The organism is Rhizobium sp. BR 315 (assembly GCF_050577975.1).
GTDB classification, from domain to species: Bacteria; Pseudomonadota; Alphaproteobacteria; order Rhizobiales; family Rhizobiaceae; genus Rhizobium; species Rhizobium miluonense.
Window position 1 is genome coordinate 269,673 of record NZ_JARWKZ010000004.1, and the last position, 26,205, is coordinate 295,877.

Annotated in this window: 28 protein-coding genes and 2 pseudogenes; 14 read left to right on the forward strand and 16 right to left on the reverse strand. The window is 55.5% G+C overall.

The window, feature by feature from the left end; all coding sequences use genetic code 11:
* Positions 1–32 precede the first annotated feature (32 nt).
* The 6 genes from QD409_RS07400 to QD409_RS07425 all read right to left on the reverse strand — a co-directional run bounded on the left by QD409_RS07400 (position 33) and on the right by QD409_RS07425 (position 8,240).
* Positions 33–3,290 (reverse strand): error-prone DNA polymerase, encoded by a 3,258-nt coding sequence (locus tag QD409_RS07400; RefSeq protein ID WP_430762255.1) that lies wholly within the window; start codon positions 3,288–3,290, stop codon positions 33–35.
* Positions 3,287–4,798 carry a Y-family DNA polymerase gene (locus tag QD409_RS07405; protein WP_430762256.1) on the reverse strand — a complete coding sequence of 504 codons (1,512 nt, stop codon included), beginning with the start codon at positions 4,796–4,798 and terminating at the stop codon, positions 3,287–3,289. Before QD409_RS07405 ends, QD409_RS07400 begins: the two co-directional genes overlap by 4 nt.
* Positions 4,719–5,471, reverse strand: a complete 753-nt coding sequence (locus QD409_RS07410) for an ImuA family protein (protein WP_430762257.1) — start codon at positions 5,469–5,471, stop codon at positions 4,719–4,721. The genes QD409_RS07405 and QD409_RS07410 overlap by 80 nt, the downstream gene beginning before the upstream one ends.
* 97 nt (positions 5,472–5,568) lie before the next feature.
* A complete protein-coding gene (locus QD409_RS07415) occupies positions 5,569–5,790 on the reverse strand; it encodes a hypothetical protein (RefSeq protein ID WP_430762258.1) in 222 nt (73 codons plus the stop codon).
* Positions 5,791–6,224: 434 nt separating this feature from the next.
* Entirely contained in the window at positions 6,225–7,340 is a 1,116-nt protein-coding gene (locus tag QD409_RS07420) for a DUF4419 domain-containing protein (RefSeq protein ID WP_430762259.1), read from the reverse strand.
* Between the two features lie 405 nt (positions 7,341–7,745).
* Positions 7,746–8,240 (reverse strand): histidine kinase, encoded by a 495-nt coding sequence (locus QD409_RS07425; RefSeq protein WP_430762260.1) that lies wholly within the window; start codon positions 8,238–8,240, stop codon positions 7,746–7,748.
* Between the two features lie 423 nt (positions 8,241–8,663).
* Between QD409_RS07425 and QD409_RS07430 the strand changes: the two genes are divergently transcribed.
* Together QD409_RS07430 and QD409_RS07435 are read left to right on the forward strand one after the other, a co-directional pair.
* On the forward strand, positions 8,664–9,203 hold the full coding sequence (locus QD409_RS07430) for a phospholipase D family protein (RefSeq protein ID WP_430762261.1): 540 nt from the start codon (positions 8,664–8,666) through the stop codon (positions 9,201–9,203).
* Positions 9,196–10,197: a hypothetical protein gene (locus QD409_RS07435; RefSeq protein WP_430762262.1), complete on the forward strand. Its 1,002-nt coding sequence runs from the start codon at positions 9,196–9,198 to the stop codon at positions 10,195–10,197. Before QD409_RS07430 ends, QD409_RS07435 begins: the two co-directional genes overlap by 8 nt.
* Positions 10,198–10,284: 87 nt before the next feature.
* On the opposite strand, the gene QD409_RS07440 is transcribed toward QD409_RS07435, so the two are convergent.
* The 4 genes from QD409_RS07440 to QD409_RS07455 all read right to left on the reverse strand — a co-directional run bounded on the left by QD409_RS07440 (position 10,285) and on the right by QD409_RS07455 (position 12,754).
* Complete coding sequence (locus QD409_RS07440; RefSeq protein WP_430762263.1) at positions 10,285–10,863, reverse strand: hypothetical protein; 579 nt, start codon at positions 10,861–10,863, stop codon at positions 10,285–10,287.
* 65 nt (positions 10,864–10,928) lie between these two features.
* Entirely contained in the window at positions 10,929–11,579 is a 651-nt protein-coding gene (locus tag QD409_RS07445; protein WP_430762264.1) for an SOS response-associated peptidase, read from the reverse strand.
* Between the two features lie 217 nt (positions 11,580–11,796).
* Entirely contained in the window at positions 11,797–12,042 is a 246-nt protein-coding gene (locus QD409_RS07450) for a hypothetical protein (RefSeq protein ID WP_430762265.1), read from the reverse strand.
* A 43-nt stretch (positions 12,043–12,085) separates the two neighbouring features.
* A complete protein-coding gene (locus QD409_RS07455; protein WP_430762266.1) occupies positions 12,086–12,754 on the reverse strand; it encodes an SOS response-associated peptidase family protein in 669 nt (222 codons plus the stop codon).
* A gap of 240 nt (positions 12,755–12,994) precedes the next feature.
* Here QD409_RS07455 and QD409_RS07460 point away from each other — a divergent pair, with 240 nt between their 5' ends.
* The 4 genes from QD409_RS07460 to QD409_RS07475 all read left to right on the forward strand — a co-directional run bounded on the left by QD409_RS07460 (position 12,995) and on the right by QD409_RS07475 (position 15,639).
* Positions 12,995–13,783 (forward strand): hypothetical protein, encoded by a 789-nt coding sequence (locus QD409_RS07460; RefSeq protein ID WP_430762267.1) that lies wholly within the window; start codon positions 12,995–12,997, stop codon positions 13,781–13,783.
* Between the two features lie 71 nt (positions 13,784–13,854).
* Positions 13,855–14,763: a hypothetical protein gene (locus tag QD409_RS07465; RefSeq protein ID WP_430762268.1), complete on the forward strand. Its 909-nt coding sequence runs from the start codon at positions 13,855–13,857 to the stop codon at positions 14,761–14,763.
* Positions 14,764–14,874: 111 nt separating this feature from the next.
* Positions 14,875–15,291: a hypothetical protein gene (locus QD409_RS07470; RefSeq protein ID WP_430762269.1), complete on the forward strand. Its 417-nt coding sequence runs from the start codon at positions 14,875–14,877 to the stop codon at positions 15,289–15,291.
* 69 nt (positions 15,292–15,360) lie between these two features.
* Positions 15,361–15,639: a hypothetical protein gene (locus QD409_RS07475; protein WP_430762270.1), complete on the forward strand. Its 279-nt coding sequence runs from the start codon at positions 15,361–15,363 to the stop codon at positions 15,637–15,639.
* Positions 15,640–15,685: 46 nt separating this feature from the next.
* Here the strand turns inward: QD409_RS07475 and QD409_RS07480 are convergent, their stop codons facing one another.
* Both QD409_RS07480 and QD409_RS07485 read right to left on the reverse strand, forming a co-directional pair.
* Complete coding sequence (locus QD409_RS07480; RefSeq protein ID WP_430762271.1) at positions 15,686–15,925, reverse strand: hypothetical protein; 240 nt, start codon at positions 15,923–15,925, stop codon at positions 15,686–15,688.
* 633 nt (positions 15,926–16,558) lie between these two features.
* Positions 16,559–16,993 carry a hypothetical protein gene (locus QD409_RS07485; protein ID WP_430762272.1) on the reverse strand — a complete coding sequence of 145 codons (435 nt, stop codon included), beginning with the start codon at positions 16,991–16,993 and terminating at the stop codon, positions 16,559–16,561.
* Positions 16,994–17,044: 51 nt separating this feature from the next.
* Here QD409_RS07485 and QD409_RS07490 point away from each other — a divergent pair, with 51 nt between their 5' ends.
* Entirely contained in the window at positions 17,045–17,950 is a 906-nt protein-coding gene (locus tag QD409_RS07490; RefSeq protein WP_430762273.1) for a lysozyme inhibitor LprI family protein, read from the forward strand.
* Between the two features lie 69 nt (positions 17,951–18,019).
* On the opposite strand, the gene QD409_RS07495 is transcribed toward QD409_RS07490, so the two are convergent.
* A complete protein-coding gene (locus QD409_RS07495; protein ID WP_430762274.1) occupies positions 18,020–19,027 on the reverse strand; it encodes a serine hydrolase domain-containing protein in 1,008 nt (335 codons plus the stop codon).
* A gap of 380 nt (positions 19,028–19,407) precedes the next feature.
* Here QD409_RS07495 and QD409_RS07500 point away from each other — a divergent pair, with 380 nt between their 5' ends.
* The gene (locus QD409_RS07500) at positions 19,408–19,890 is read left to right on the forward strand and encodes a hypothetical protein (protein ID WP_430762275.1); all 483 of its coding nucleotides are present in this window, start codon (positions 19,408–19,410) and stop codon (positions 19,888–19,890) included.
* On the opposite strand, the pseudogene QD409_RS07505 reads toward QD409_RS07500, so the two are convergent.
* Positions 19,887–20,123, reverse strand: a pseudogene (locus QD409_RS07505) (Lrp/AsnC ligand binding domain-containing protein); the annotation flags it as partial. The gene QD409_RS07500 and the pseudogene QD409_RS07505 sit on opposite strands and share 4 nt — an antisense overlap.
* Between QD409_RS07505 and QD409_RS07510 the strand changes: the two are divergent.
* Positions 20,113–20,256: pseudogene (locus QD409_RS07510) on the forward strand (transposase domain-containing protein); the annotation flags it as partial. The pseudogenes QD409_RS07505 and QD409_RS07510 sit on opposite strands and share 11 nt — an antisense overlap.
* Here QD409_RS07510 and QD409_RS07515 read toward each other — a convergent pair.
* Positions 20,195–21,181, reverse strand: coding sequence for a recombinase family protein (locus tag QD409_RS07515; RefSeq protein WP_430762276.1), 987 nt, complete (start codon positions 21,179–21,181; stop codon positions 20,195–20,197). The pseudogene QD409_RS07510 and the gene QD409_RS07515 overlap by 62 nt on opposite strands.
* Before the next feature lie 372 nt (positions 21,182–21,553).
* Here QD409_RS07515 and QD409_RS07520 point away from each other — a divergent pair, with 372 nt between their 5' ends.
* Positions 21,554–22,429 (forward strand): acyl-CoA thioester hydrolase/BAAT C-terminal domain-containing protein, encoded by an 876-nt coding sequence (locus QD409_RS07520; protein ID WP_430762277.1) that lies wholly within the window; start codon positions 21,554–21,556, stop codon positions 22,427–22,429.
* A 140-nt stretch (positions 22,430–22,569) separates the two neighbouring features.
* Here the strand turns inward: QD409_RS07520 and QD409_RS07525 are convergent, their stop codons facing one another.
* Complete coding sequence (locus tag QD409_RS07525; protein WP_430762278.1) at positions 22,570–23,133, reverse strand: 3'-5' exonuclease; 564 nt, start codon at positions 23,131–23,133, stop codon at positions 22,570–22,572.
* A 374-nt stretch (positions 23,134–23,507) separates the two neighbouring features.
* On the opposite strand from QD409_RS07525, the gene QD409_RS07530 reads away from it, so the two are divergent.
* The 4 genes from QD409_RS07530 to QD409_RS07545 all read left to right on the forward strand — a co-directional run bounded on the left by QD409_RS07530 (position 23,508) and on the right by QD409_RS07545 (position 26,164).
* Positions 23,508–24,563, forward strand: a complete 1,056-nt coding sequence (locus QD409_RS07530; RefSeq protein WP_430762279.1) for a dipeptidase — start codon at positions 23,508–23,510, stop codon at positions 24,561–24,563.
* A gap of 160 nt (positions 24,564–24,723) precedes the next feature.
* Entirely contained in the window at positions 24,724–25,248 is a 525-nt protein-coding gene (locus tag QD409_RS07535) for an adenylate kinase (RefSeq protein ID WP_430762280.1), read from the forward strand.
* 127 nt (positions 25,249–25,375) lie between these two features.
* Entirely contained in the window at positions 25,376–25,690 is a 315-nt protein-coding gene (locus QD409_RS07540; protein WP_430762281.1) for a hypothetical protein, read from the forward strand.
* Between the two features lie 69 nt (positions 25,691–25,759).
* A complete protein-coding gene (locus tag QD409_RS07545; protein WP_430762282.1) occupies positions 25,760–26,164 on the forward strand; it encodes an NUDIX domain-containing protein in 405 nt (134 codons plus the stop codon).
* Positions 26,165–26,205 lie beyond the last annotated feature (41 nt).

The following is a 26,205-nucleotide window of genomic DNA, read 5'->3' on the forward strand; positions in this document are numbered from 1 at the left end:
CGTCGGAGTCCGAAGGCAGCTTCTTTACGATCTCAATGAAAATTCCGGCTCTTCACCTTCAGCGTGTCGATATGAAGGTCCGAAGTATCCATGCCCTTTGGCTTGACCTCGCGTTTCGGATTCTCCCTTGGATCAGGACCGCCGCCATGCGTGAAGTGGTCCGCCTTGGTAAAGGGTAGCGCAAATGACTGATCGCGGTCGGCCAATCCTGAGAGGTCGCTGGAAAGGTCGAATAGCTGCTGTGCGACCAAGTGGACGACCTCCCCTTCTCTCTGAATGCGCCCATTGATCGCCATCAACGAAGATCCCAGGAGAACGCGCCTACTGCGTTCGAAAAGCGTCGGCCAGACGACCACGTTGGCCGGTCCGGTCTCGTCTTCGATCGTCAGGAACATAACGCCCTTGGCCGAACCCGGCCTTTGTCGTACGAGGACGAGACCTGCAGTCATCAGCCAGCGCCCGTCGCGGGCATTCATGGCTTCCGTACAGGTGACGATGTTCCGTTTGGTCAGGTCCCGACGCAGGAAAGCAATCGGGTGCTCGCGAAGTGTCAGCCCCGTATGACCGTAGTCCTCGACCACATTGTGCCCTTCGGTCATCTGCCGGAGAGCGACCTCCGGCTCCTGCTGTTCCGCAATAGCGCGTGCCTCCCGTTCGGATGTGGCGGCAAAGAGCGGTAGCGGCTCGTCCCGAAGTGCCTTGATCGCCCAGAGCGCGTCACGACGCTGGAGGTTGAGCGATGGGAGGAAGGCATCCGCCTCGGCAAGCTCGACCAAGGAGGCGGCAGGCACACCGGACCGTCGCCACATGTCGTCGACGCTCTCAAAAGGTAGGTTCATCCGTGCGGCTGTGATCCTCGCAACATCGGCAGCTGCCAGTCCGCGTACCATCCGCATGCCGAGGCGGACTGCATGACGGTCACGGCCTTCGACGGGTTCAAGCGTACAATCCCAACGAGACCGATTGACGCAAACAGGTCGGACCTCGACACCGTGTCGCCTGGCATCCTGAACAATCTGCGCAGGGGCATAAAAGCCCATCGGTTGCGAGTTCAGCAAGGCAGCACAGAAGGCGTCGGGATGATACCACTTTACGAAGCTGGATGCATAGGCGATCAGGGCGAAAGAGGCAGCATGACTTTCCGGGAAGCCATAAGAGCCGAAACCTTCGAGCTGACTGAAGGTTTTTTCTGCGAACTCTGTCGTATAACCGTTGGTCACCATGCCGGAGATGAGCTTGTCCTTGAACTTCGACACGCCCCCAGTGTGCTTGAAAGTCGCCATCGATTTACGGAGCTGGTCGGCCTCGCCACCGGTAAATCCCGCGCACACCATCGCAACCTTCATGGCACTCTCCTGGAATAGCGGCACTCCGAGCGTTTTGCCCAGGACCGCCTCCAGTTCGGGTGTTGGATACTCTACTTTTTCCTTGTCTTCACGCCTGCGCAGATACGGATGCACCATGTCGCCCTGGATCGGGCCGGGTCGGACGATGGCGACCTGAATGACAAGGTCATAGAAGGTCCGAGGCTTCAACCTGGGCAGCATCGACATCTGAGCACGGGACTCGATCTGGAAGGTGCCGAGCGTGTCAGCCTTGCGGATCATGGCGTAGGTCGCCGGATCCTCCTGCTCGATATTCGCCAAATTCAGATCGATGTTCTTATGTTGGCGAATGAGTTCAAAGGCCTTCGACATGCAGGTGAGCATGCCGAGCGCCAGAACGTCGACCTTCATCATCTTCAACGCTTCGACATCGTCCTTGTCCCATTCGATGACCTGGCGATCCTTCATGGTGGCTGGCTCGATGGGGACCAGGTCGTCCAATCTGTCATGGGTGAGCACGAAGCCGCCGGGATGCTGACCAAGGTGCCTTGGTGCGCCCATGAGCTGCTGCGCCAGTTTCAGCGTCAGGACAAGACGACGGTCATCCGGATTGAGGTTCAGTTCCCGGACATTTTTCTCGCTGATTTCGTCCGACCAGGACCACATGCCAGACGACAAGGACTTGATGACATCCTCCGGCAGCCCCAGGGCCTTGCCGACATCCCGGATTGCTCCTTTCGCCCGGTATCGGGCAACGGTGGCGCATAAGGCCGCCTTGTCATGGCCATAGGTCTTGTAGATCCACTGAATAACCTCTTCTCGCCGCTCGTGCTCGAAATCGACGTCGATGTCGGGCGGCTCGTCGCGCTCCTGGCTGACGAAGCGCTCGAAGAGCAGGTTGTTGGTTTCCGGATCAATGGAGGTGATGCCAAGGATGTAGCAGACGGCAGAGTTCGCCGCCGAACCGCGTCCCTGACAGAGAATGCCCTGGCTGCGGGCATAGCGGACAATCGAAAACACCGTCAGGAAGTACGGTGCGTATTTCATGGTGCGGATGAGATCGAGTTCATGCCTGACCACCTTCAGCACCGATTGCGGCAACCCTTCCGGATAGCGGTTCGGCATGCACTCCCAGACATAGTGTTCCAGGGATTCCTGGGCGGTCTTGCCCGGTACGATCGCTTCCTCCGGATACTGATAGGTCAGCTCCTCCAGAGAGAACTTGCAGCGGTCGACGATCTCCATCGTCCGCTGGAGAGCCTCCGGATACCGTGGAAACAGGCGTTCCATCTCTTCCGGCGGCTTTAGGAAACGGTCCGCATGCCTCTCGCGATCGAACCCAACCTCATCGATCGTCACTTTGTTGCGGATGCAGGTGACGACGTCCTGAAGCTGGCGGCGCGATGGCTCATGGAACAGCACATCATTCGTCACCACGGTCCGCACCTTGAAACGAGCAGCAAGATTGGACAGCTCGTACAGCCTCATCTGGTCGTTCGGCCGTCGACGGAGACAGAGCGAAAGATAGGCCCGATCACCGAAAATCTCGGCCAGTTTCCTTAACTGGAAGGCGCATGTCTCGTCGGCCAGGTCGGGCACAAGGATTCCGATCAAGCCTTCGGCGTAGAGAGCGACGTCTTCGATATGGAGAATGCTGTTGTCCTTCCCTCCTCTGGCTTTACCGAGGGTCAACAGCCGGGTCAGGCGGGAATAGGCTGCACGGTCGATCGGGTAGACCAGGATGGACATGCCGTCCTGCAGATCGAGACGGCAACCGACGACCAGACGAAGCCCCGTGGCTCTCGATGCTTCGAGGGCACGAACGATCCCAGCTAAACTGTTGCGATCAACGATGCCCAGCGCTTCGATCCCAAGCATCTTCGCCGTCGCAAACAATTCGTCGGCAGATGATGCTCCGCGAAGGAAGGAGAAACGGGTCGTGACCTGCAACTCGGCGTATCTCATGCGAAGATCCCATGCAGAAACCAGCGATGCGATCCCGTTTCCGGATCGATGCCGTCACCGCTGCGATAGATCCAGAAGCGCTCACCGCCTTCGTCCTCGACGACGAAATAGTCGCGAACAGCTACCAACTCGCTATCGCGCTTCCACCACTCGCCAAAAATCCGCTCCGGTCCGTCGGCACGCTTCACTCTCCGTCGTTTGCCGCGCCAGGTGATGCTGGCAGGTGGATGGTCCGGGAGCAACGCAATGGCCTCGATGCGGTCGGGTTGTGCGAGCAGACGCACCGGCCGTGGCCAATGATGAACCCATGCTTCCGCAACGTCTTCGGAAGCCGCCGGTATCCTTCGGATACTGCGTTCGGGAACGTCGGACGCGACCGGCGCTATCCGGTAGACGCGCTGCCCGCGATTGCCGAAGGTATCGATCAACGGCGTGATGTCTTCGTCGGTGTCATCGACCAATGACGACGACCGCTGCTCGTCGCCAAGCGGCTCCGTCATGATCGCAACGAGCGTCAGCTTCTCGATGCCGAAACCCGGTTCGATCTTTTCAGTGCGATCCCGGAACAGTTTCGTCAGCCAGGCGACATCACGGGCTGGCTTGGCCGTTCCCGCTCGGATTGCCTGCCTGACACCATCGACCTTCTCGACAATGAGGTCGGTCCGCCGTACCCCCAGCCCTTTACGCTGCAGCTCGGCGACAAGCAGTACTATCAGGCGTCCGACGTACTTGTTGATGGTTTCCGCAGCGCCGATGGGCTCGGCAAAAGATCGGCTGACCTCGATCAGTTCGGGCGTTCGGATGGGATCGATTGGCTCCGATACCCGACCGAACATCTGATCCAGCCGTCTGCCGATTTCGGGACCGAACCGAAGAGTCAACGGTGCACGCGGCGTTGCCGACAGCTCACCGATGGTTTTAAAACCCAGCGTCCGTAAATCTCCGATGATTTTGTCCGGCAGCCGCAAACGTGACACCGGCAAGTGGTCAACGGCACGAGCAGTCTCTCCAGGCGGGATGATGACGATCTGGCGGTTGATCGCACGTGCGCAGGCATGGGCCGCACCCCAGGTGTCTGCAATCGCCACATGGGTCGTCAGCCCCTTCGCCCGAAACCGATTGGCAATCCCGGTCAACATGGGCAGTTCTCCGCCCTGCAGATGATCCGCGCATTCCGTGTCCATGACGATCCCATCGACCCCGTCCATGGCCACGATGGGAGAATACTGGGTGAGTGCCCACAGCGTGATGCGTTCGAGCGCCATCATATCGGCGGAGGGATCAGCGTCGATCATAAGAAGGCCGCCGAACAGGGCCTGTGCCTCGGCCGCTTTCATGCCGACGCGGACGCCCACCTTCCGTGCCATGGCGTCTGCCGCCGACACCCAGCGTTTGGAGCCGCTTCTTGAGATGACGACGACCGGCTGTTCAGGCGATATGGCGGGATCTACCCGCCTGATCCTGTCGGTCGGAAGGTCCGGTAGACATATCGATACGACCCGAGGCATCACACGCTCCAACGATAAACTCGGCGCATTCGCCTGCTTTCACTCTCATCAATTCCAGGAACCACCTGGCGCGACCAACGCCTGGGACCGGAAGTTCTTCCGACGGCAGCAGGCTCACCCGCCAGCGTGTCGTCGATGCCGTCGGTTGGCCAAAGTCACTGGCCTCCGTCTGCCTGCGCCAGCGCCTGACCGCCAGCCCCATGGTCCCGGTCTTTTCGGCGGCTAACTGCAGACGGCGGGAGGCCACCATCGGCAATCGGACGATCTCACCCACGACGGCTCCAAGCCCGCCAAACGCCAAGGCTTCTTCCATCGATGCCAAAACATCCTCCTCCTTGTCGGCCTCGACGAAGACGACCCGATCAGGATGAAGGCCAGCCTGTGCCAGCGCCGGAAAAAACAGGTCCGGGCGGGTCAGACACCAGACGATCTTGCCCTTGGTTCGGGCGGCAATTCCGGCCACGAACAAGGCAGCGGCGGCACCATCGACGACGCCCGCCCCGCCACCGGCAAACTCGTGCAATGCGCCATAAGCCAAGCCACCGCCAGGAAGAACCGCGTCGATCTCCGGAACTCCAAACGGCAAATAGTCTGCTTTCCGTTCGGCATTCCGCTCCAGTGCAGCAATGCGGGTACGGAGGTCCGATATGACGTGCTCGCGGGCAGCCGCCATTATTCACTGAATCCTTTCGGTTCGTGGGGGTAGAAGCACGACCTGATGTCGTCATAAATGATGTATGTTCCCGTTCTGTTCCCAATCGAGGGCCGAGTCAAGATGGGTCGCAACGTGAATTTATTCCCTTAGTTTTAGGGGATTTGAAATTACCGAGATGAATCAGGCCAGTAGGAGAAGGAAGCAACCAAGCATTGCCGTAGAAATATTTTGCGCTTCTTAATTCTGAGCGGCTATTATGTTGAGGACAACCAACATAAGCCAGCAGCCCTTCACCGGAAAGTCCGCCACCCGCCAATGCAACGATGATAACATTCATACAACAACATCTGTGGGCTTATCGACTTGTCTTGGTGGGTTCGACATCCCTTGGACTATATTTCTATCCCGACGTCTTCACGATCATACCGTTTGCGCTTCTCCCAGCTCTCATTGGCGCACTCTACAGCTCATCACGCGAGAGATATAAAAATAATTCGCGGGCGAAGGCCGCGATAGATTGGTACGACGGTGTTGTCTGGATTTGGCGTGGCTTTCCGTCAAACACAATTCAATGATCAGCGCCAGGCGACCGAATTCTTGCTCCTGCGGGAAGTTATAGTTGGCGGTGTGGGATCTGAACCCATCGCATGAGTCCGGTTAGCATCGGCACGGGCCGCATTCCCGGTATCATTCCTCCGGGCTTATTCGTTTTGCCTATCCGCACCGCCATTTTCCTTCTGCCAAGCGTCCTTATGGCATCCAGGCGCAAGACTAGAATGTTAGCTTAACAAACTCTCGCCGAGACCGGACTTCAGCGTCATCATAGACTACCGACCATCCGAAAGATGCAGACAGCGCATTGTTTTCGGAAGCCTGGGCAACACCAAACATCCCCGCCACAAGCCTCAAATTCGTTTCGCGTTCATCACGAACATCGATGAACCGCAGCGGGGCACTTGCCAATGATTGCGGGAGTGATCCGAGCCCCGGCCCCTCCGTTTCCATCATCCAATCGCCAATAGGGCCGCCACGTTCCAACGACCGTTCGAGACGTTCGCGCCACGCCAACAGATATTTGTTCGGACCTAGCGCTCCCGTGCGCCAGTCAATAATCAGGTAAGGAAACAAGGTGACGATCCAGCCCGTCAGTTCGGCGGGACCGGAGCCTGCCAGATAGCGGAAGAACGACAACCAGAATTTGCGATCTATATTGCCTGCCGCCGAATCGGCAATTTTCTCCAGAACGGGAATCAGGGTCGTACACCACTCTTCTAATCCGTATTGCGCCATCTGCTGCAGACGAGGAATCATTGACCGCCAATCTTCGGCTGTTCCATGCAGGATGATCTGAGGGATGCCGCAACCGGCACGCATCTCGTATTCGAAATAGTCCTTGAAAGCATCCATCCAGCACAGATCAAACGCGGCCGCCTCCATGGCTGTCGTCGTCGAAAAACGGACTCCCAGGACATCTTTCAGCTGTGGAATATTTTGAGCGATCTGCTCCGAGAACGCCGAGAACATTTCTGGCCATGGATTGTCCTGACCGAGAAAGAAATCCGGACGCGAAACCTGAAGCTTTTTTCGACCTTCGTGCGCGACAAACTGGGAACGTAGCGCCTCGCTATTCAGCGAGACGTGCGTTGCAAGGCCCTGAGCGATGCAGAACCAGATATCATCCGGGCGTATGATCAAAGGATGATGATCATAAAAGGCACGGCGAGCAGCTTCGGCAAATGCATGATTGGGTTCGCAGCAAACCAATGTCGATGTGGCGCAGCCGACTGCCTCCACGCGTTTGGTGCTGAGACCCCGCATGGCTTCGTGCGCATCGAACTGCTTGTACGGGCTGCCGGGAGAAACGTCAGATAAGTCCAAAACTCGCATAAATTCAACGCTCTCCTCAAGCAACGGACAGTGACAACACTCAAACGACGACTAAATCACAAGGTCGCGGCAGAGGCCAGAACGCCCGCCCGTTCAGGTAGCTAAAATAAACCTCTGGTAGATTATAGGTCAATTCTACCGCTTCGCACGCCACTCCAACCGGGAAGCACAGGGTCCGATGGCCGCTCTTAAAAGCACGCTGTCGGGCCCTGTTGAACTCCCTACTAAGTTCACCCCAATTGCCGTTTTGCGATGACACATAGTTGGTTCAAAATAACGAAGCATTTCATAGGTCTGTCTCCGCCCGGCCGGGTAACTGCCAGGCGGAAAGAAGGTGCAAATCGGGACGGAGTTCAACGCTCCCAGGGGACAGTGGTGACAAGTTGACCACTGCCTCAGACGAAGTTACTTAACCGGCTTGATCGAGGCGACGATTGCCTTGACTTCAGCATCGTGCTTGTCTTCTTTCCCCTTGTCTCCCCAGTACGTCACCACGAGAGCATTGTCAGCGCTCACCTGTACGATGAGCAAGCCGACGCTAATTGGACCGTCCTCATCCTTTCCATCCCACTCCAAGGTGCCCATCTGCAAGCCGTTGACCTCGGTAGTGGGTGTCTCCTTTTTAGTAGAGGGGTCGATCGTTACTTTGTTCTTTGCGAGAAAATCGATCGCATCGGTAACAACTTTATCGATGGATTTGTTGTTGGCAACGTCGGCTGAAAGATAGACCGCAGAATCGTCAGAGGTTCCCTGGACACCGCTGTCGGTTTCCTCTGGCTTCCAGCTGTCTGGAATGGTGATACTTGCGACAGGCTTTTCCTCAGGAAATTTGAAGGTCGCAGCGTGCACCGCAAGAGGAGACGTGAATGCAAGCAAGGCCAATACGATAATCTTCTTCATGACAGAATCCTTAGAGCTTAACGCCGATATTCAGGGCGGCCATCAGACTTCTAAATATAACATCTTAAGATCGTGACCACTTGGCGAACAATGGAGCAGATTAAAGGGAACGAGCTCAGCTAGGATATACTATTCTTACTTGCTAACAAAGTCTGGCATATATCGCTGATTGCGTACCATGTCTGTTGATTTCCGAATATTATTCCTTCTTCAACCGCTGCGAGGACAGGACTCCAGCGCCATCATAGATATGCGAGAGTTCGCGCACGAGTTTTGCGGGTCCTTCATGAGGCCGCTTCGACGGATCTCAAACGTGCTACCAATGAGACTTGGGTGAACGTTTCCAGCTACGCCATCCGGTGATATGCCTCGTCCAACAACACGCAATTGCGCGTTGTATCCATGATCTGATACCCAACCCGCATGAGATTTCTTTTCGTTGCCCTCGCTTTTTCCGTTTCAGCATCACAGACGCTTGCGGAACAACACCTAAACGCTATCGTCTCCGTGTGCTTCACTCCAGCCGAACGGTGCGACGCCCGCATCGTTGACGCCATCGACAAGGCGCAGTCTTCGATCCGCGTACAAGCCTATGGCTTCACCTCGCTTCCGATCATCCATGCCTTGCAGCGGGCTGCCCGGCGGGAGGTTGAGGTCCTGGCAATCCTGGATAAGGTGAATGACCGCAAATATTCGGGAGCAACCCTACTTGAGGCTGCCGGTATCCCGGTCTGGATAGATTTCGAGCCCGCAATCGCACACAACAAGATCCTCGTCATCGATAGCCGTCTGGTGATCGGTGGCTCCTATAACTTCACGCAGGCGGCGCAAAAGCGAAACGCGGAGAATGTCACCTTCATCGAAAGCCCCCAGATCGCCCGGCAGTTCCTCGACTACTGGGAAGCGCGGCTCAAGGTCTCGCGTGTATTCGACGGTTCGAGCCAGGAAATAACCGATGAATAGAAATCGCGAGGTTCTATCGCCCGAGACGCGCGCCCTACTCAGATCGCTGCATCAGGGCGTTGAACTGGAAACCGAAATCGAGGCAATCCTCCAGCAATTCAAGAGGATTCCGCCCGCATCGATCGCAACTGTGTCTGTTCAAATCCGCCACGACAGCGACCTCCATGCGGTGCCGACCAGCTCCTTCTGGACCAGACTCTCGAAACCGCAGGCGTCCTTGAGGCTTCTCAAAAAAACGCCCGGCCTGGAGTTCATTTACATCTTCCATGGCGATGGCTACCTGCGTGAAGCTTCCCTCAACAAGATTACGGGCGGCCTCCAATCTCCCTTTCTTGCCGCAGCGGTCATGTGGCGAATGAATGACTGGGTCGCACCGGTTCGCACGGCAGCATACTTCTGTGCGCAGCGCGTGTTTCCGCTCACTCCACCCGATATTATCGCTCGCGCTGCGCTGGATCTACTGAGGCGGCAGCGTGTTTGGGAGCGATGGGGCGAGCCTGAACGATCCATGATCGGGGAACTCTACGCCCGACCAGACGTTACGGGTGAACTCGCGAAGCTTCTGATCCAGCAAACGACAGGCCCAACGCCGTCGACGCTTCGCCACGCGCTGCGCATGCCCTTGCTCGATGCCCACCTAAGGGACATCTCTACCAAATCGGTGAATCCGGTGGTGCGAGCGATCGCGACCGAGGCGCTCATCGACCGGACGGCAAAATGGCGGTCCGGTTTTCGTTGGGACTGGATCGACAAGCGCTATAATCTCAAGCGCCGGATCCCGACCTATAGCTACCGAGAGCTTGTTTGCACAGTTTCACCAGCGGAAGTCGCAGACAGAGCAATCCTGGATCGATCGCCGCTGGTAAGGCGCGTCGTCCTGGACAGTGTCGGCCGGAACTCGCTGCCGATAGATGCTGGGCAGCACTATGCGCGGCAGGTTGAATTCGATCAGTCTGCGGCGGTCAGGGAAGCAGCGGCATTTATCCTGCGCTAATATTGCAGGCACCGGCTAAACCCCGAAATGGTTGGCCTGTTACCAACAACCGGAACAACACGACAGCGCTACGTCTATCACCCAAAGCTATGGAGCCGCGTTGTGAAAGCTGGTTGCATAGATGCCAAAACTGGTTCCGTGGCCTTCCACGATGATCCGAGTTCCGGGTCTAAGCGTTCCTCGCAGTTCATTGGAAACACCACAGAGTTGGTTGAAGAAGATCGGTAGGTCTCGAAGCGCCACGGGCAAACTGCAGGCTTTCTCACTGTGCCCTGCGGCGTCTTCGACGATAAACGAAAGCTCAACGTGGTGACCTGCAACGATCGAAAGAAGCACAGGAATGGTCATAACGCACGTTGTTCTTCCTAAAACGAATCCGAATAGGGGAGAAAACAAGATAGTAACGGTCTTTTTCAGGTCGCCTCCCTGGATTGTGTCAGAGCGAGAGAACATGAAGCCGCACAGGAAAATTCCGGAGACGAGCCCCGCAGCTATTCCAAAACCATTGATCTGTGAAATCCACTCGGCAGAAGGCACAAACCCGTAGCCGTACACTTTGGTAGCGATGAAGAGCGGAACTGCCAGTAAGTACCAGAAGACGATCAGAAGCACGACGGCCGCAAGAAGCGGACGCTGTCGTCTGACCAAGCTCTGCTCATTCGTCATTGCTGATCTTCTTGTAAAGGTTGCCGCCGGTTATCCCACCTGCAAAAACAACTTACAAGGGCGGTCTACAACAACAAGGTGGCGTCCTCTGCACCCGACGCCTTTTTCTTCACCCACAAATCACTCGTCCGCTCCATCGCCATCAGTTGAGGTGGATAAACGCGCTGTTGGAACGCAAGCAGATCGTCGAGTGTGCCGTTCATCCACCTCTCGTAGTCGTCCGGATGCAATATCACCGGCATCCGGTCGTGAACTGGCGACACCGCCTCATTCGCCGCCGTCATGGCACCTGAATAGACCGGTCCCCACTCGTCAGACATACGCCAAAGTCCACCCCAGGCGAAAATTGGTTCACCAGGAAGACTGAACCAGGTGCGGGTTTTCTTCCCCTTCGGTCCCTCGGGCTCGGCAAAATGCGTGAGAGGTACCAGGCACCGCCATTGGGGTTTGCGGGCAACTCCGACCCACATAGCTTTGCTAAGGTCCGCGATGTTGTTGACAGGTATCGGTTTCGCATCGGGCTTCATGGTCTTGAGACGCAGCGGGAAACCCCAGGTCATCGACCGCATCTCCCGCGCACCGTCCTGCTCGATGACAGCAATGCCAGGCGTGCCGGGATAGACCTCTTCTGGTGCGTTCGATTTAACCGGGTTGGCTACCCCAAAATAGCGGGCCACTTCTTCAGCGGATTTCCGAACCGTGTACAAATTGCACATCCTGGAGCGCTCCTTTCGAACAGATCAAACCGGTCCCGACCGACAGCGAAAATCATAACTAAGGAATATTACATCGCTCGAATAAAAGACCCATTGGCTTCGACAGCACGTGACCTAAACCGCAGCGAGAGATTTCTCTCCAAAACAGTCTGTGGTAAAGGAGAAGTCCGTACCTCTGTTACCCCATCCCCACGTCCCAAATCGAGCGCACCCAATGTCAAGCAAGTTCCTGAGCCGTGGCGCGATTATTGATACAATCAAAAGTGCCGAACGCATGAACGCATTGCAAAAGCGGAACGGCAGTAATCGTTACCACGTTGATACTATTCCATGCGGATGTCCTGATCCAGACTGCGGCGCTTTTCACACACTTCGTCTCGAACGCCCCCTCCCGACGGTAGAAGAGGCGGAAGCCACTTTGCGCATACACAGCAAAACGCACAAGCGCTTGTGAAGCTGTCATACTAGCCTCGGACCGCCGCCTCAGATAGCGGCGTCAGGTGGACTTAGATTGACATGGCCTTACTACCGAGGAAAGATTTCTGACGTGGAGGCAATCCGCTCCGCCAGAGATCGCGAGTCTGGAGCATCTCAAATTCATCTGACGGCAACGGCTCGCGAAACTGGAACGCGATGACGTCCTTTATGCTTCCGTGGAGCCAGAGATCCCATTCTGCCTTCTTGAGCAGAACCGGCATCCGGTCATTGAACGGCCGCACCAGCTCATTGGCCGTCATCGTCATGCCAGCAAAAACGGGACCGAATTCCAGCGTGTTCCGACAGAACCCGGCCCAGGCGATCAGTGGCTCCTTCGTATTGGAAAACCATACCCTGGTTTTTCGCCCCTTCGGGCCGTCAGGGTTGGCGAAATGAGTTATCGGGATGAGGCAGCGATAGCGCGGGTCTACGACGATCCGGACCCAGAGAGGATTGGTCAGATCGGCAACCAAGCCAATGCGGCCCGGCGGCTCACCGTTCAACTGCATCTCCCGCGTCTGCCGGGAAAAGCCCCACGACACGGATTTCAGCAGTCGAAGACCGTCCTTTTCGACTACGATCAAACCTGGTGATCCCTCGACAGTTTCGCTTGGCACGGAGACAGACGAAGACACATCGACGGCGAAATGCTTTGCCATCTCCTCGACCGTGCGTGTCACGGCAAATAGCCTGGACATGGTACCAGCCTCATTGCTTCAACTTTGCTTCCAATAACATATGAACAAAAAGAGAACAATGGATTTGAAACGCTGAGGCGATACGCCAGTTACAGCAGAGCTTCAAAAGAAATTCGAATGACAGGTTGAGTAGGCTTGCTACGGACGTGAATGGTTACAGTTGCAGAAACAGCCGCGCTTGTTAAAAAAGCCTGACAACATGAGTAGAGGGGAAATGTCTTGGGGAAGAGGCTAGTTGCAGTGATTGCTGTGCTTCTCACGGCTTCTGCCGCACAACCAGTGGAAATCAAAACCTTCTTCGGCCATGAAATAAGCATTACGGGAGAAGATCCAGACCTAATGCTTCAGATAGATGGCAGAACCGTTCTGAAAGACGCCATCATAACCTTCTCTGAGGTTACCACGGTGGCTGGTGTGCCAACGATTGTTGGTGAGCGCTCATCCGGTGGCAACGCGTGCGATGGTTCGCCATTCGTGATCTCTTTTCCCGACGGCGGTGCACCAAAGGTTGATGGGCCAATAGACTCGTGCGCTCCTGTGGCGATGGAAAACAAACAAGATCGGTTGGAATTTCATACAACACCGCTTCCTGGGCGGGATGGAGAGACCTGGTCATGGACGCCGTCCGATGGTTTGAAAGCTTTGCCAAGCGTTGCCTTCGCCCCCGACGCGAGCAAGGGCTGGGCCAATATTCGTGAACGCACGCTTCAGCACCCCGCCGACATCTTCAAATACCGAGAGATTGCGCAGCAACTCGATGATCTCCTTGGAACTGATAAGCCGGTTTTTGAAAGCATTATCGTCGGCGTCGGTGGTGGGACGTTTCAAGGAGATGATTACGTCGGAACAAGCTGCACACCACACATGTGCGATTCAACGGGCGCAATTGTCTACCTTTCGACGGCAGATCGAAAAGTCTTTGTCGCCTGGAAGGCAGATGGAAAGAAGATTGTTGTCAGGCCGGAGGTCAAGCAATGGCCTGAGAAGCCGCGCCGCGAGCTGAAGCAATGGGCCGAAAAGTGGAAGTGAGTGCCGTCGGCATCTGCCTGAATAGCGCCCCTAATGTTCAATATGTGCTCTGGATAGAGGGTGACTGACAAATGCGGTACATGCTTTTGGTCAGCTTTTTTCTTATAGGATTTCCTCTCGGGGCTGCAGAGATAACCCGAAACGTTGGCCAAGATGGTCTCGATATCATTTTGGTAAGCGGAGTTCTCAATGTTGGTGACGATGCAGTCTTCCGAAAATTGGCCGCGTCTTCGGACAAGGCCATCGTTGTCTTGAACAGCGAAGGCGGCAATGTGCTTGCAGGGATCGAAATCGGTCGCGCGATCCGCCTCCGTGGTTTTGCAACCGCCGTTTCTGCGGAGGCCTTATGCGCGTCGGCATGCGCCCTTACCTGGCTGGCTGGATCCCCACGCTTTCTGGACAGCACGTCAAAGGTCGGCTTTCATGCCGCTTACCGGGTCATTGGTGGCAGAGCCAGTGAGAGCGGCGTCGGAAACGCGCTCGTCGGAGCCTATCTCAACCAGATCGGACTTCCTGACAACGCGATAATCTATGTGACGTCCGCACCACCAGAGGGCATCAAGTGGCTCACTGCCGAAAGCGCACCCAGGGTTGGTATCTCTTACGAACCATTCCCATCCCAGGCTGCCTCGTCGGGCATTAACCCTAGCACAGTCGTTATTCACGATCCGTTGGCAACCGTCACAGCCTTTTATTCCGCACTTGCGGCGGCCGATGGTGAAAGCGCGTCGGCTTTGGTCGTTCCTGAAAAGCGAGGCAAAGGCCCATTTAACGAAAACTCGATACACATGTTCTACGGCTCGATGTCGAAGCCACTCAGACTTACTGGGACCGTATTAGGCGACAACGACGACGTCAGGGTCTCATATGAATATGAAACCAATCAAGGCAAGCGATGTCGCGGCCATGCCGACGTTCAGACCGTTTATACGTATGGCAAAACCTTAATATCGAGGATCAAGGCTCTGGATGGGTGTTGATATCGTGAGGCCTATGGCGAGAATTGGCTGAAGCCGTCTGTAATTCCAAGTTTCTATCGCAGGTCAGCCGCCTTAAATTCGTAATCGGGCCCCGACGAGGTGCTCTGGGTGATGGATATGGAAACGAAAATAAAATTTCGAATTGATGGAAAGAAAATACAAAATCTAGACGACTTCTTTGGCGAGATTTCGCGACAGCTTTTTCCTGATATCATTGATTGGAAATATCACTTTGACGGGCTGGACGACATGCTTGGCGGCGGATTCGGAACACCAGAGGAAGGTTGCGTGCTTCTATGGGATCATCACCAAACATCGAGGTTTCTGCTCGGATACGAAGAAACAATCCGCACGTTGGAGGCGCGACGGGAGCGATGCCATCCGACCGCTCGAAGGCAAATAGATAAACAGATCCGGACGGCAAGAAGACGAGAAGGTCCGACTATCTTCGACAATATCGTTGAGATTTTCGAGCGCCACAGGCCGGAAAAGAATGAGAGGTATAGCGTTGATTTGCGACTTCTTTAGGCCGGGACAACAAGGTGAGGTCTCGGTCGCCTAAACCGAACGGCATCAATGGCTGAAGCGAGAATCCAAATGACCGAAGCGCCACGTTTAGATCTTGAGCCGGAATGGAAATCGTTGGAAATATTCCCTGACGAGACAGCCTCACTCCGAGTTATCGTCGAGCAGAGCGAGGAGCACGGTCTGTTTAGATTTTCCTTAGAGCGATTTTTCGGTCCCGCCAGCGAAGATGAAGGCCAATGGCCTGACGGATTCTGGCAAAGGATAAAGGCGTCAGGACTCTATGCGTCTGCCGTCGAAGCAATGGAGGAAGCACGCGCTTCCTTAAAGTCGCTGGGAATTCGCCGGTAGAATGCCCAACCGCACTACGTTGGAAACAATCGAGATCGGCACCCCATCACGAGGTGGCGAATTTCACGGTCACCCCACGCTGCCGAAAGTAGGCCTGCATAAGTTTCCTGCCAGAACGATTGTTATGCGCAAGTCTGCTCGAATCGAACTCGGCTTCCTTCAAACCCGCCCGCGCCAAGGCTGCCTTGAGGGTCGCGATATGCAAGTCAATGTCGGCATTGTCCGCCTGAAGCGATTCATAAATGCGGTTGATTGCATCTGCTACGGTCGGTTCAGTCACTCTCATACTCCTGTTACGGCTTCGCTCGCGCTTATCACATTTGTCGGCCTGACCTTATTGTGGTGAAGTGCGCCGACGTCAATGAGTAACGATCGAGTGGTACGCCGCATTCGCGGTTCGAACTGGGCGACAGAAGTCGATCAGCATGCTGTACCGTTCAGGACTAATGTCGAACGCTTCATATCCGTTGCCGACGATAGATGTTCAACCTTTCTGATGAAGTTTGCAGGCCCTTCAAGAGGCCATACCGACCGGTTTCAACCAAGTTTCCGAAAGACGTTGGGTAAGCGATCCTGGTAACGCAATCCGTCGGATCATCGAGTTCCAGGCACTTAAAGGCGCTCAGTATTCGGCGCGATGGGGTTTCTCAATAGACTTTGTTCCTCGGCTCCGTAGCGGTCGCCTGTCCTGGAAACGCACGCTAAGAGCGGCAGACTTTGATCTCAGTATCGACCCTATCGATATCGAGGGCGTTGTCCCCAATTGGTGCTCTTTTTCCTTCGATGTGGGAATCCGAGATATCCGGAAGATCGCGCCTGCCGTATCACCGGCACCCGGTCGTGAACTGGCGACAGCGCTTCGCTGGTGGCGGTCATGGCATCGGAGAAGACTGGCCCCATCCGTCGGGAAGCTCACGAGCTAAATGTTTTCACATACAGTCTGAACCAAGCGGTCGTAATCGGCGTAAAATTGCGGGATCGTTGCGACCGCATTGCCCATCGTTTCCGGATTCGGATAGCGCGGCATCTGTGTAGACAAAGGCTCGTTGATGAATTCAATCATCTTGGCGACGCGCTCATCGTTGGGTAAGCCGAGGACGACAGACTGGCGAAGCAACTTCACCAGCCGGTGACCGTACTCTTTCCGCAATGTCTCTCGGTCTATTCCCTTGGAGAGCAGATACGCCTTCAACACCAACTCGATTGCATGGCCAAACAATGCGTGTTGGGGCCACATCGACATGAAGGCAGGATGAAAATCCGGCAGCACTTTGCATGCACAATAGAAGTCGTGGGCGCGGGTCAGATAATCGCGCGGAATAAATAAATCGGGATAATCTTGGCCATTGCTCATTGGCAAAGATGTAATACAGAGTTGCATAAATTTAGATAGGAATTTCGTTTGATGTCGAACGCTGAAAGATGCGCGTCAGGTCCCGCAATTGCCGCCCTTGCCGTTTTCGCACTGATAGCCTTTCCCCACGAAACCCTGGCGCTCGACTGCCAACGCGCGACGCAATTGCTGGACAAAGTCATTTGCGGGGACAGCGATTTGAAGGCAGCAGACGCAAAGATGGCAAAAGCTTACTTCGATCTCCTCAAGTCGACAAAGGACAAGGAGGTCCACGACCTGATCATCCTTAGCCAACGTCGGTGGATCGATGCCCGATATCAGCAGGACGTAACCGATCCGCTCGCCAAGCCAGAACCGAACTCCGACGATCTCGACGATCAGAAATCCATGCTTCTCGACCAGATGAAGGACCGCACCCGTACGCTGTCGGCTCAGCCATCAACGATGGCGCTGAACATAAGAGAAGAGCGAGAATTCATTTCCAGGTTTTCCGGAGGCTCTTTCTCCGGATTTCGTACCGGATGCTTTTTCGCTCCAAAAGGTTTTGGCGACGGCGCATATATTTGTCTGGGAACACAAGTTGCTCAGAACAATGATCGGATTTGTACAACTATCCAGGAATGGGCGAGCGGCCACGACACCGAATATCGAACCGTGTCTCAGGTTGTGGATGGCAAAGCGAAACTAGTTGCGGAGTGCTCGACAGGCTATGCGTCAACCGACGAGACCTGCCCTGATGAGGGGAGCCCGGCAGATGGTACCCAATCTGTGGGCTGGAACTTCCACCTAGATTCAAAGGACCCAACCTTCGATCCGAACGTCCAAGATGGGCCAAGCCTCAAACTTGATCCCGATTTTCCATTTGACGACATTTCGCACGGATGGACGGCGCAATGTTTGACCGATCCGAACTTTCCGCCGCAATCCCTGGAGAGCCCTGCTTCTCGGAGCCAGTAGGCACAAACTCAGCAGGACGATCTTAAGGCTCGGCCAGGAATTCCTTTAACTGCGCGAGGATGCGCTCTGTCAGGAACTCTCGCCATGCCTGCGAGATACCGCTTCCATCACCAACGACACCGCTTCCCACAATTTGGCCTCTTGCTCGGGCGATCTCTCGATGGACTGGGCAAGGTTGGCGATTACTACCTGCTTGGCAGGCATGACGGCAATCATTTGTCCAAAGGCTCCATGAGCGAAATACCGAAATGGGGGGAGATGGGCGCGATACTTCGATGCTTTCTCATTTTGAGCCTCTCCACGGTGGCCGGTCGTCCACCACATATAGCCATAGCCTGCTTGCCCGTCGAAAGAGTGCGCCGACACGCTTTCATACACCCATAGCTCGGGGACGACCTGCACACCGTCCCAACGCCCTTGGTTAAGATAGAGCCATCCGAAACGAGCTAGGTCCCTCGCCGTCATATGCAGGTGGTAGGCGGGATGGTGCGATTGAGGCCCACGCATGTAAGCACCATCCGATGGTTCAAAATCCTGCATGCCGACCTTGCCTGCGATGTCCGTCATGATGCCATCAAACACGGATCGTCCTGTGGCCTGCTCGTAGACGGTTCCCAGAGCGTTGAAATCCCAATTGTTGTAGTGCCAATAGCTTCCTGGTACCTGGCTTCCTCGCGGCGGCTTTGCGGCGGTCATCGCTTTCGTCTCGGCGAGTGCCGGGTGATAGATGCCTGATCGTGCCTGGAGAAGATGTCGAACGGTTGCCTGGCCTTCAGCTTCCGTCAGCCCTTCCACATCATCGATGTCCAGCCCCTCCATGGTGGCATCCAGACGAACATTGCCGCGTTGCACCTCAATGCCGATCAATGCACTGAGAAAACTTTTGCGAATGGAACGGATGAGAACCTTCTGGTCAGTCGCACCGGTTGCCTGCAGGACGCCCCCCTGATGAACCACGACGGTCCCGATGGAGCCAAACGCCGCAAATGCCGCTTCAGCTTGCGCCAGGAGTTCGCTGGACCAACCAGTTAGGCTAACCTCCTCCCATTTGCCATCCGGAAACATTGTGCTGTTCATGAGGTCTCCTCGTCAGGATGAAAACGGAAATGTTTGCCTATTCTTGAAAGCCAACAGACGGCAATCAGCCCATATCCACAAGGCTCTTTCGTCTCGCCTGCTGAGATGCCATGCGCTTGTCGCTCGCGGAAATGGCCCGCCACGCCGGTCCAACTCAGCAGACGTTAGGTTGCACAACTTTTCGACGTTTCCAAGCGAGACCCGTTGAACGGCATCGTCGTGCTCAATAGACCCTATAACCGGGCCGGGACGTTGATATAAAGTGGCAAGCCGACGACGTCAGAAGGGCAACGATTGCGTTCAATTCGAGAACCATGGCACTCAGGCAAACACATCGAGGCAGCCGTCGATCATGTGATGGCAATTTGAGGAATTCAAAGATGTTCATCAAACACCGACGACAGAAAGCCTGGCAATTCCTCTTGCTGCCCTTGCGGCTCGTCATAGCCGTGCTCGTCATCATCAGCGAGATCGCCCGACCGGTGTACCGGCCGCTCGTGCGCTGGTTCGCCTCGCTTTCCATCGTAAAGCACTTCGGCGAGTTTGTCGGTTCGTTGCCACGAGGCGTTATTCTCGTTCTTTTCGTCGTGCCGCTCGCGATTGCCGAGCCCTTAAAGGTCTACGCGTTGATCATCATCGCCAAGGGTCATGTGATCTCCGGGCTCGTAATCATTGCATTGGCCTACCTGATGAGCTTCCTCTTGGTCGAACGACTTTTCCACGCAGGCCGCGAAAAGCTGCTGACTTACGGCTGGCTCAAATGGATTATGGATCGCGTTGAGATCGTTCGAAACTGGGTCTCCGAGATCAAAGAAAGCGTCGTCGCGTCGGTGCGTGGCTGGCTTGGGTACCCCGGAAGCTAAGACGCCAAGGGCAACTCAAAGCTTCGCTTCAGCGTTTCCATCGGCACATCAGTCTTGACGTTCAATACGCTCGGGATACGCGTCAAATGGTCAGCCTGAAAGCGCCAGTAGCTGTGAAGGCCAGCCGTGACGATGCGCAGGACAGCGTCACGCTCTCCTGTCGTCAGATAACATTCCATGACCTCCGGGAACCTCCGGACGGCCTCGGTAAATTGCAGAGTGACCATCGCCTCGCTCATAGAGACCTTCAAGCTCAATTCCGTCGATCCGTTTGGCTATCTGACCAGCACGCTCACGGCCCTCATTAATGGCCATAAGCAGAGTCAGATCGGGCAACTCTTGCCTTGGAACTACAGGGCGGGGTAGACGCGCTCAACAGCTTCATTCGGCCCGATGTCGTTATCTGATGGCGCGGTGAAGCTTGCCTCCGTTTCACTCTTTTCCAGAGCGCGTCCTGGACAATGCGAAGCGTCGGAACCTCCTGAATGATGTGCTGTTCCGGCGAGTTGAGCCGAGACACCCGGCGTTCGCTTACGGGGTTCTTTCGGTAGGCGAGCCTGTTGAACACCAGGCGACCGATGTACATCTGGTTGTTCAGAATTCCGGTTCCTCTTCGGCGGTGTCCCCGGATCGCCGTTCCTCTCCAGGCCTGTCCGCGAGGGCCTGGTATACCCTGGCCATTGAGGATTTCCGCAATTGCGTCGGGGCTGAAGCCATTCGCATACTGTTTGAATATCCAGACGATTACAGCCGCTTCGTCGACATTGATCTCCCTCAGGCCCCGGATCGGATCACCGTCGGCCCCGATCACCTTTTTGATCGAGTAGCCATAACAAATGCCGCCGGGCACTCGACCCTTCCTCGCTACCGTTTTCATGCCTTCCCTGGTTCGGTATCGAACCTGCTCCAGCATCTCGTTGTTCAGCACTGCTCTCAGGCCAAGCTCCATAGATGACACCTGGGAACTGCCATAAACGGTCCAAAGCTCGATTTCGTGGAAATGGAGCAGCTTCAATACTTTAGCGCTGTGTTCAAGGTGTCGCGACAAGCGGTCAAGGGTCAGGCAAAGAAGTACGTCATATGCTCCCTCTCGTGCGCCCGTCAGCGCAGCCTGAAGGCCTGGCCGTGTTTCAAAACTAGAGCCGCTGACGCCAGCATCGACAAATGTCCCGCACAGCTTCCACCCACGCTCTGCTATAAACGAATCCCCCAGATCAAGCTGGGTTTCAATGGATGCAGGGTTTTGCTGATCCGTCGAATACCGCGCGTAGATAACCACTCGTTTGCACATTTTGGCCTCCCAATAACAATGGCAGGCCAAGGTATCACGACGCAGATGTGTTCGAGTGTTGGTCTAACCCTGCAGTCCTCGAAGGACCTGTCAAGGTGCGGGAGGAGCAACGCTTACACCCAACCTCACCCCAGCGCCGGAGAACCGGCATGAGCAAAGGGCTTTTGAATGCAATGGCTTGCAATTCCGCCTGTTCGCTTGTCCTCATGACCCTACCCTTCTGAAAGTGGGATACCCAAATTCTGGCCCAGTGCGGCGCTGAAAATGATGAACCGAGAAATCGTTCCGTTCACAATTCGTCGTTGCATCCTACTTGCCGATCAAGGAAAGAATATCGAACATCAAACGTGACCTTCAACCCCGAGAAATCCAATGCAGGGCCCCCGACAATCGACGCTCACCGGAAAGGTACAGGGCGAATTTTTGACACCCGCCGAGCCGAACGAATGGGGCATCCTCGTTCTGGGTGGATCGAGCGGTCGTGTGGATGTTCGGAGAGCTTCCCTCTTCGCCGATTTGGGCCTGACAGCACTTGCCCTACGATGGTTTGGCGGCAAGGATCAAACCCCGGGCGTCTGCGAAGTACCGTTGGAAACGTTCGTCGACGGGATAGACGAGCTTCATCGACATGGCTGCAAACGTATCGCGATTATCGGGACATCAAAGGGAGCAGAGGCTGCTTTGCTTACCGCCAGCCTGGACGAACGCGTACAAGCTGTTTTCGCCATAAGCCCCTCCTCCGTCGTTTGGGGCAACATCGGGCCGGGTCTTGACGGAGTTTCTTGGCCAGAGCGGTCATCATGGTCATGGAAGGGCGAACCTCTTCCGTTTGTGCCTGCTGATCCATTCTGGCAAAAAGAGTACCATCAGGCTCTCGTTGTCTATCGAGGCCTTTTCGAACACTGCCTCCGAAAATTTGCCTCATCTGTTCCGGCAGCCGCTATTCCGGTGGAAGATACCCGAGCCGATGTCATCGTAATTGCAGGCGGAAGGGATGCCTTATGGCCATCAGATTTGTTTGCTCGTGAGATTGTTGAGCGCCGACGCCAATTTGGAATGGACACCAAATTGGTTTGCGATCCAGATGCGGGACATCGCGTTCTTCTTCCAGGTGAATCCACGCCTCGGTCATCCCTTCATGCACATGGCGGCGACGATGAGGCCGATGCCAGGCTCGGTATCGCCGCCTGGGCTGTAATCACCAAGACCCTACGTGCTCCGCCAGGTATCTTTCCGCGCCATCGATAGGGGGCGCACAGCAGCATTCCAAAATGCGCGTTCGTGGCTCGCGATTGCGTTCGAATGCGCGAAGACACCGTTCCCGGAGGAGCGTGGCAATCGGGTGGTGCTCCCGGGTAACGCCCGACTTGCGGCCACGACAGGCCACATTACAGAAAGGACAATTGCGCAGGAGTAATTCCTCGGAGAGCAAGGAAGACCTTCATGCACAAACGCGCGTCGTCCCGGGCATTATGCATGTCGCTTGCGGCGATATCCGGAACCTTCAATGCCGAAGCGACGCTACGGAGGCTATAGGATGGCAGACCCGGCAGCGCCTTCCGAGCCAGGATTAGTGTGTCGATTGTTTCCAGCGGTCTCCATCCCGGCAAGTGACGCTTTAAAATGCCAACGTCAACAGGCGCGTTATGAGCCACGATCCAGCGATTGGACACTGTGGCAAGAACGTCCGATGCGAGATCGCTAAAAAGCGGTTCAGCTCGAAGTCTCTCTGCAGTAAGACCGTGGACCCTCCAGGCATGATAAGAAATCTGTGCGACTGGCCTGAAATACCAATGGTGTTCAGCTCGCTCTTGGCCCGCCAAATCGAACTCGAACGCGCTAAGCTCAAGGAGTTCAGGCTCATGCCCGCCACTCCCCTCGGTGTCTATCGCAAGATACTTACAACTTTCAGTCGTCACCCTGAAGCATCCGATGTCGGCCGGAGCATACACTCGAACTTACGAGGTATGATTGTCATGCAATTGGAAGCCAATTCCGTGCTGCAGATTAAATCGGGGAGATGCGTCCAATCCTACTTTGAGCGGTCCTGCTGAATCTGTGAGGAACTTTGTTATTGATCTGTACGACGTAGTCTCGAACATCGTCCGTATCAGTTCAAAGCCGAAAACGGGCGGGGGTATCAATCTGAGCGTCTCCTAGCGCCCAGTTTGCGCCTTTCGTCGGTATCCAACTGAGGCCGACGGCCTGAACAGAACATACGGTAGTAGCGCTTCTTGCACAACACCGAGGGTTGACGAGCTACGGCGTCGTCAAACAGGATACAATCCGCGTAACCAGGCCGCATTTAGCAGGGAGATCAATTCGCATGGACAGCGTCAGCATATTCGATGGGCACAACGACGCAATCATATCCATGGTCGAGTATACGGCTCAAGGTCGAGACTTCCTGTCACGCTCGGAAAACGGTCACCTTGATCTCCCTCGGGCGCGAGAAGGACAGATGGCCGGTGGGCTATTTGCAATCTCTGCCTATCCGGAGCGCGAACCAGAAAATGATCTGACGATTACCAATAATGGATACCAGGTTCGTTACGCTGATGCGTTAGACCCTGAGCATGCCCGTCGGCAGATTGATGGCCAGCTTTCTGCGATAAAATCCTTGATCGGCCGATCGGGTGGGCAAATGCGCCTCGCAGCGAGTGTGGATGAGATTCGGTCTGCTCTGAACTTGTCGGCCTTTGCTGTGGTGCTTCACATGGAGGGTGCCGAGGCTATCGACATCGATCTGAGCTTTCTTGACACCTTATACGATCATGGTCTTCGATCTCTTGGCTTAGTTTGGAGCCGTCCCAACATTTTTGGTTTCGGCGTGCCCTTTGCATATCCACGGTCACCTGACACTGGACCTGGGCTGACCGACGCAGGCAAGAGGCTCGTAAAAAGATGCAACGATCTCGGGATCATGATTGATGTCTCGCATCTGAATGAGCGCGGATTCTGGGACGTAGCTGCACTGAGCACTGCTCCACTCGTTGCCACGCATGCTTGCGCTCACGCCATCTGTCCATCGACCCGAAACCTGACGGACCGGCAGCTGGACGCCATCCGCGACACGGACGGCGTCATTGGGCTGAATTTGGCCGTCAATGACCTCCGTGCGGATGGCAACCTCGACAACGACACCCCGCTTGACGTCGTCGTCCGTCATATTGAGTATCTGGTCGAGCGCGTGGGCATAGACAGAGTTGCCTTGGGATCGGATTTCGACGGTGCTGTCACGCCACGCGAAATCAAAGATGCGAGCGGGCTGCAACGTCTTATCGAAGCCATGCGCAAGGCGGGGTTTAATGAAGAAGATGTCAGGAAGTTCGCCCTCGACAATTGGCTCCGCGTATTCCGGCTGACATGGAAGGATAGTTGACCCCTGGAACTAAGGTGCGACTGGACTTCTTCACTTTTGCCATAAGGCTTTCGCTGATGATAATTTTCGGCGGACGCACATCGGAAACCGCTTTTCAGGTCTGAATTGTCCGCTGCGTTGGCCATGCCGCAGGAAGGCACTCAATTAAGGTCGCTAGCTTATGTCGCGCATCATCATTCTTGGAAATGCCGGGGGCGGAAAATCGACCCTTGCTCGCAAGATCGCTCGCAGTCGCGATCTCCCTCATTTCGAAATCGACAAGTTCCTATGGCTGGAAGGATGGGCCCCCGCCCCAATGGAAATCTATGCCAGTAAGCACGGGGAAGTCATTTCGGGCGACACCTGGGTGATCGATGGCGTCGGACACTGGAATTCGATACCCGCCCGGGTGGAGCGCGCCACAGAGATCATCCTTATCGACATGCCTCTGTGGATGCATTTTTGGCTTGCTGCTGAAAGGCAAATTGTCTGGGCTTCTGGCGAACTGGCAGATTCCCCCGGTGGCTTTTCGGCGATGCCGCCGACCCGCGACTTGTTTCGGACGATATGGGAAATCGATCAGGAACGGATGCCCGGCATCCGTGCCCTCTGCACGAACGCTGAAAGGGACGGCAAAACCCTTCATTGTATTCGCAGCGTCGATGCGCTTGAGGCGTTTTCTAACGACCTTGATAAATCGGAATGACAGGCTCACCATCACACGGCGTTTGCCAGCCAAGGACAGCGGACCGAACAGCAGAACTCCGACTTGACTTAGATCGATCAGCGACCAACTTTGACGCGAGGATTTTGGTTGCGATTCTAGGATCACCGTGAGCGCCACAACAGATTTTATTGCCGATCTTGTGCGAGCAGCAAATGCGGTCGAAAAGCTGTCCCCGAACGAGGTCAGCGATTTGCTGGACCGGTCGGTCGATACAATCCGGCAGCTGCGGCAGGAACTCGGCATCATCCCTGTGCCTGGCAAGGACGCGCTGATTTATATCCGCACCGTAGCGGCGGGAGCTGCGAGGGTGCCGCCCGAGGAGTGGCACCACGGTCTCCTACACGCCGCTGAGATGATCCGCAATCTCCACATCGTTCGCGATACGGGTACCGAGTTCCGATTTTCCGAAATCGAGTCCTGAGGGCCTTGAAATCTAGACTTTCGTGAAGTCCCCAGGACGATTCTGCATGTCGAGACACCGAGGAAGATCATGACGATCATCGTGCTTGCAGCTCTGATCGAAAACGACAGGGTGTTCATGGCGCGACGTGCCGCGCATAAGCAAGCGTACCCTGAACTTTGGGATCTGGTTGGTGGCCATGTCGAGACTGGTGAATCCTTTGAGATCGCACTCATCAGAGAGGTCCGCGAAGAAGTCGGCGTGACACCAATCACCTTCCGACCTTTGGGTTCGTTCGAAGACAGTCAACGCAAGATAGCCTACCACCTTTACGCGGTTACCGACTGGTCGGATGGGCCGCCAAGATTGATTGGGGATGAGCACACGGATTTCAAATGGGTGCCGATAATCAATACGGGCACCGTCGCGCCCCTTGCCCACCCAGAGATCTGGTCGTTCCTTGCCTTAGCTAGGCCCGAACGCGCCACATCGTGACTATAAGTCGCGAGGCTGTGGTGTCAGTGGGACCCTGTCGC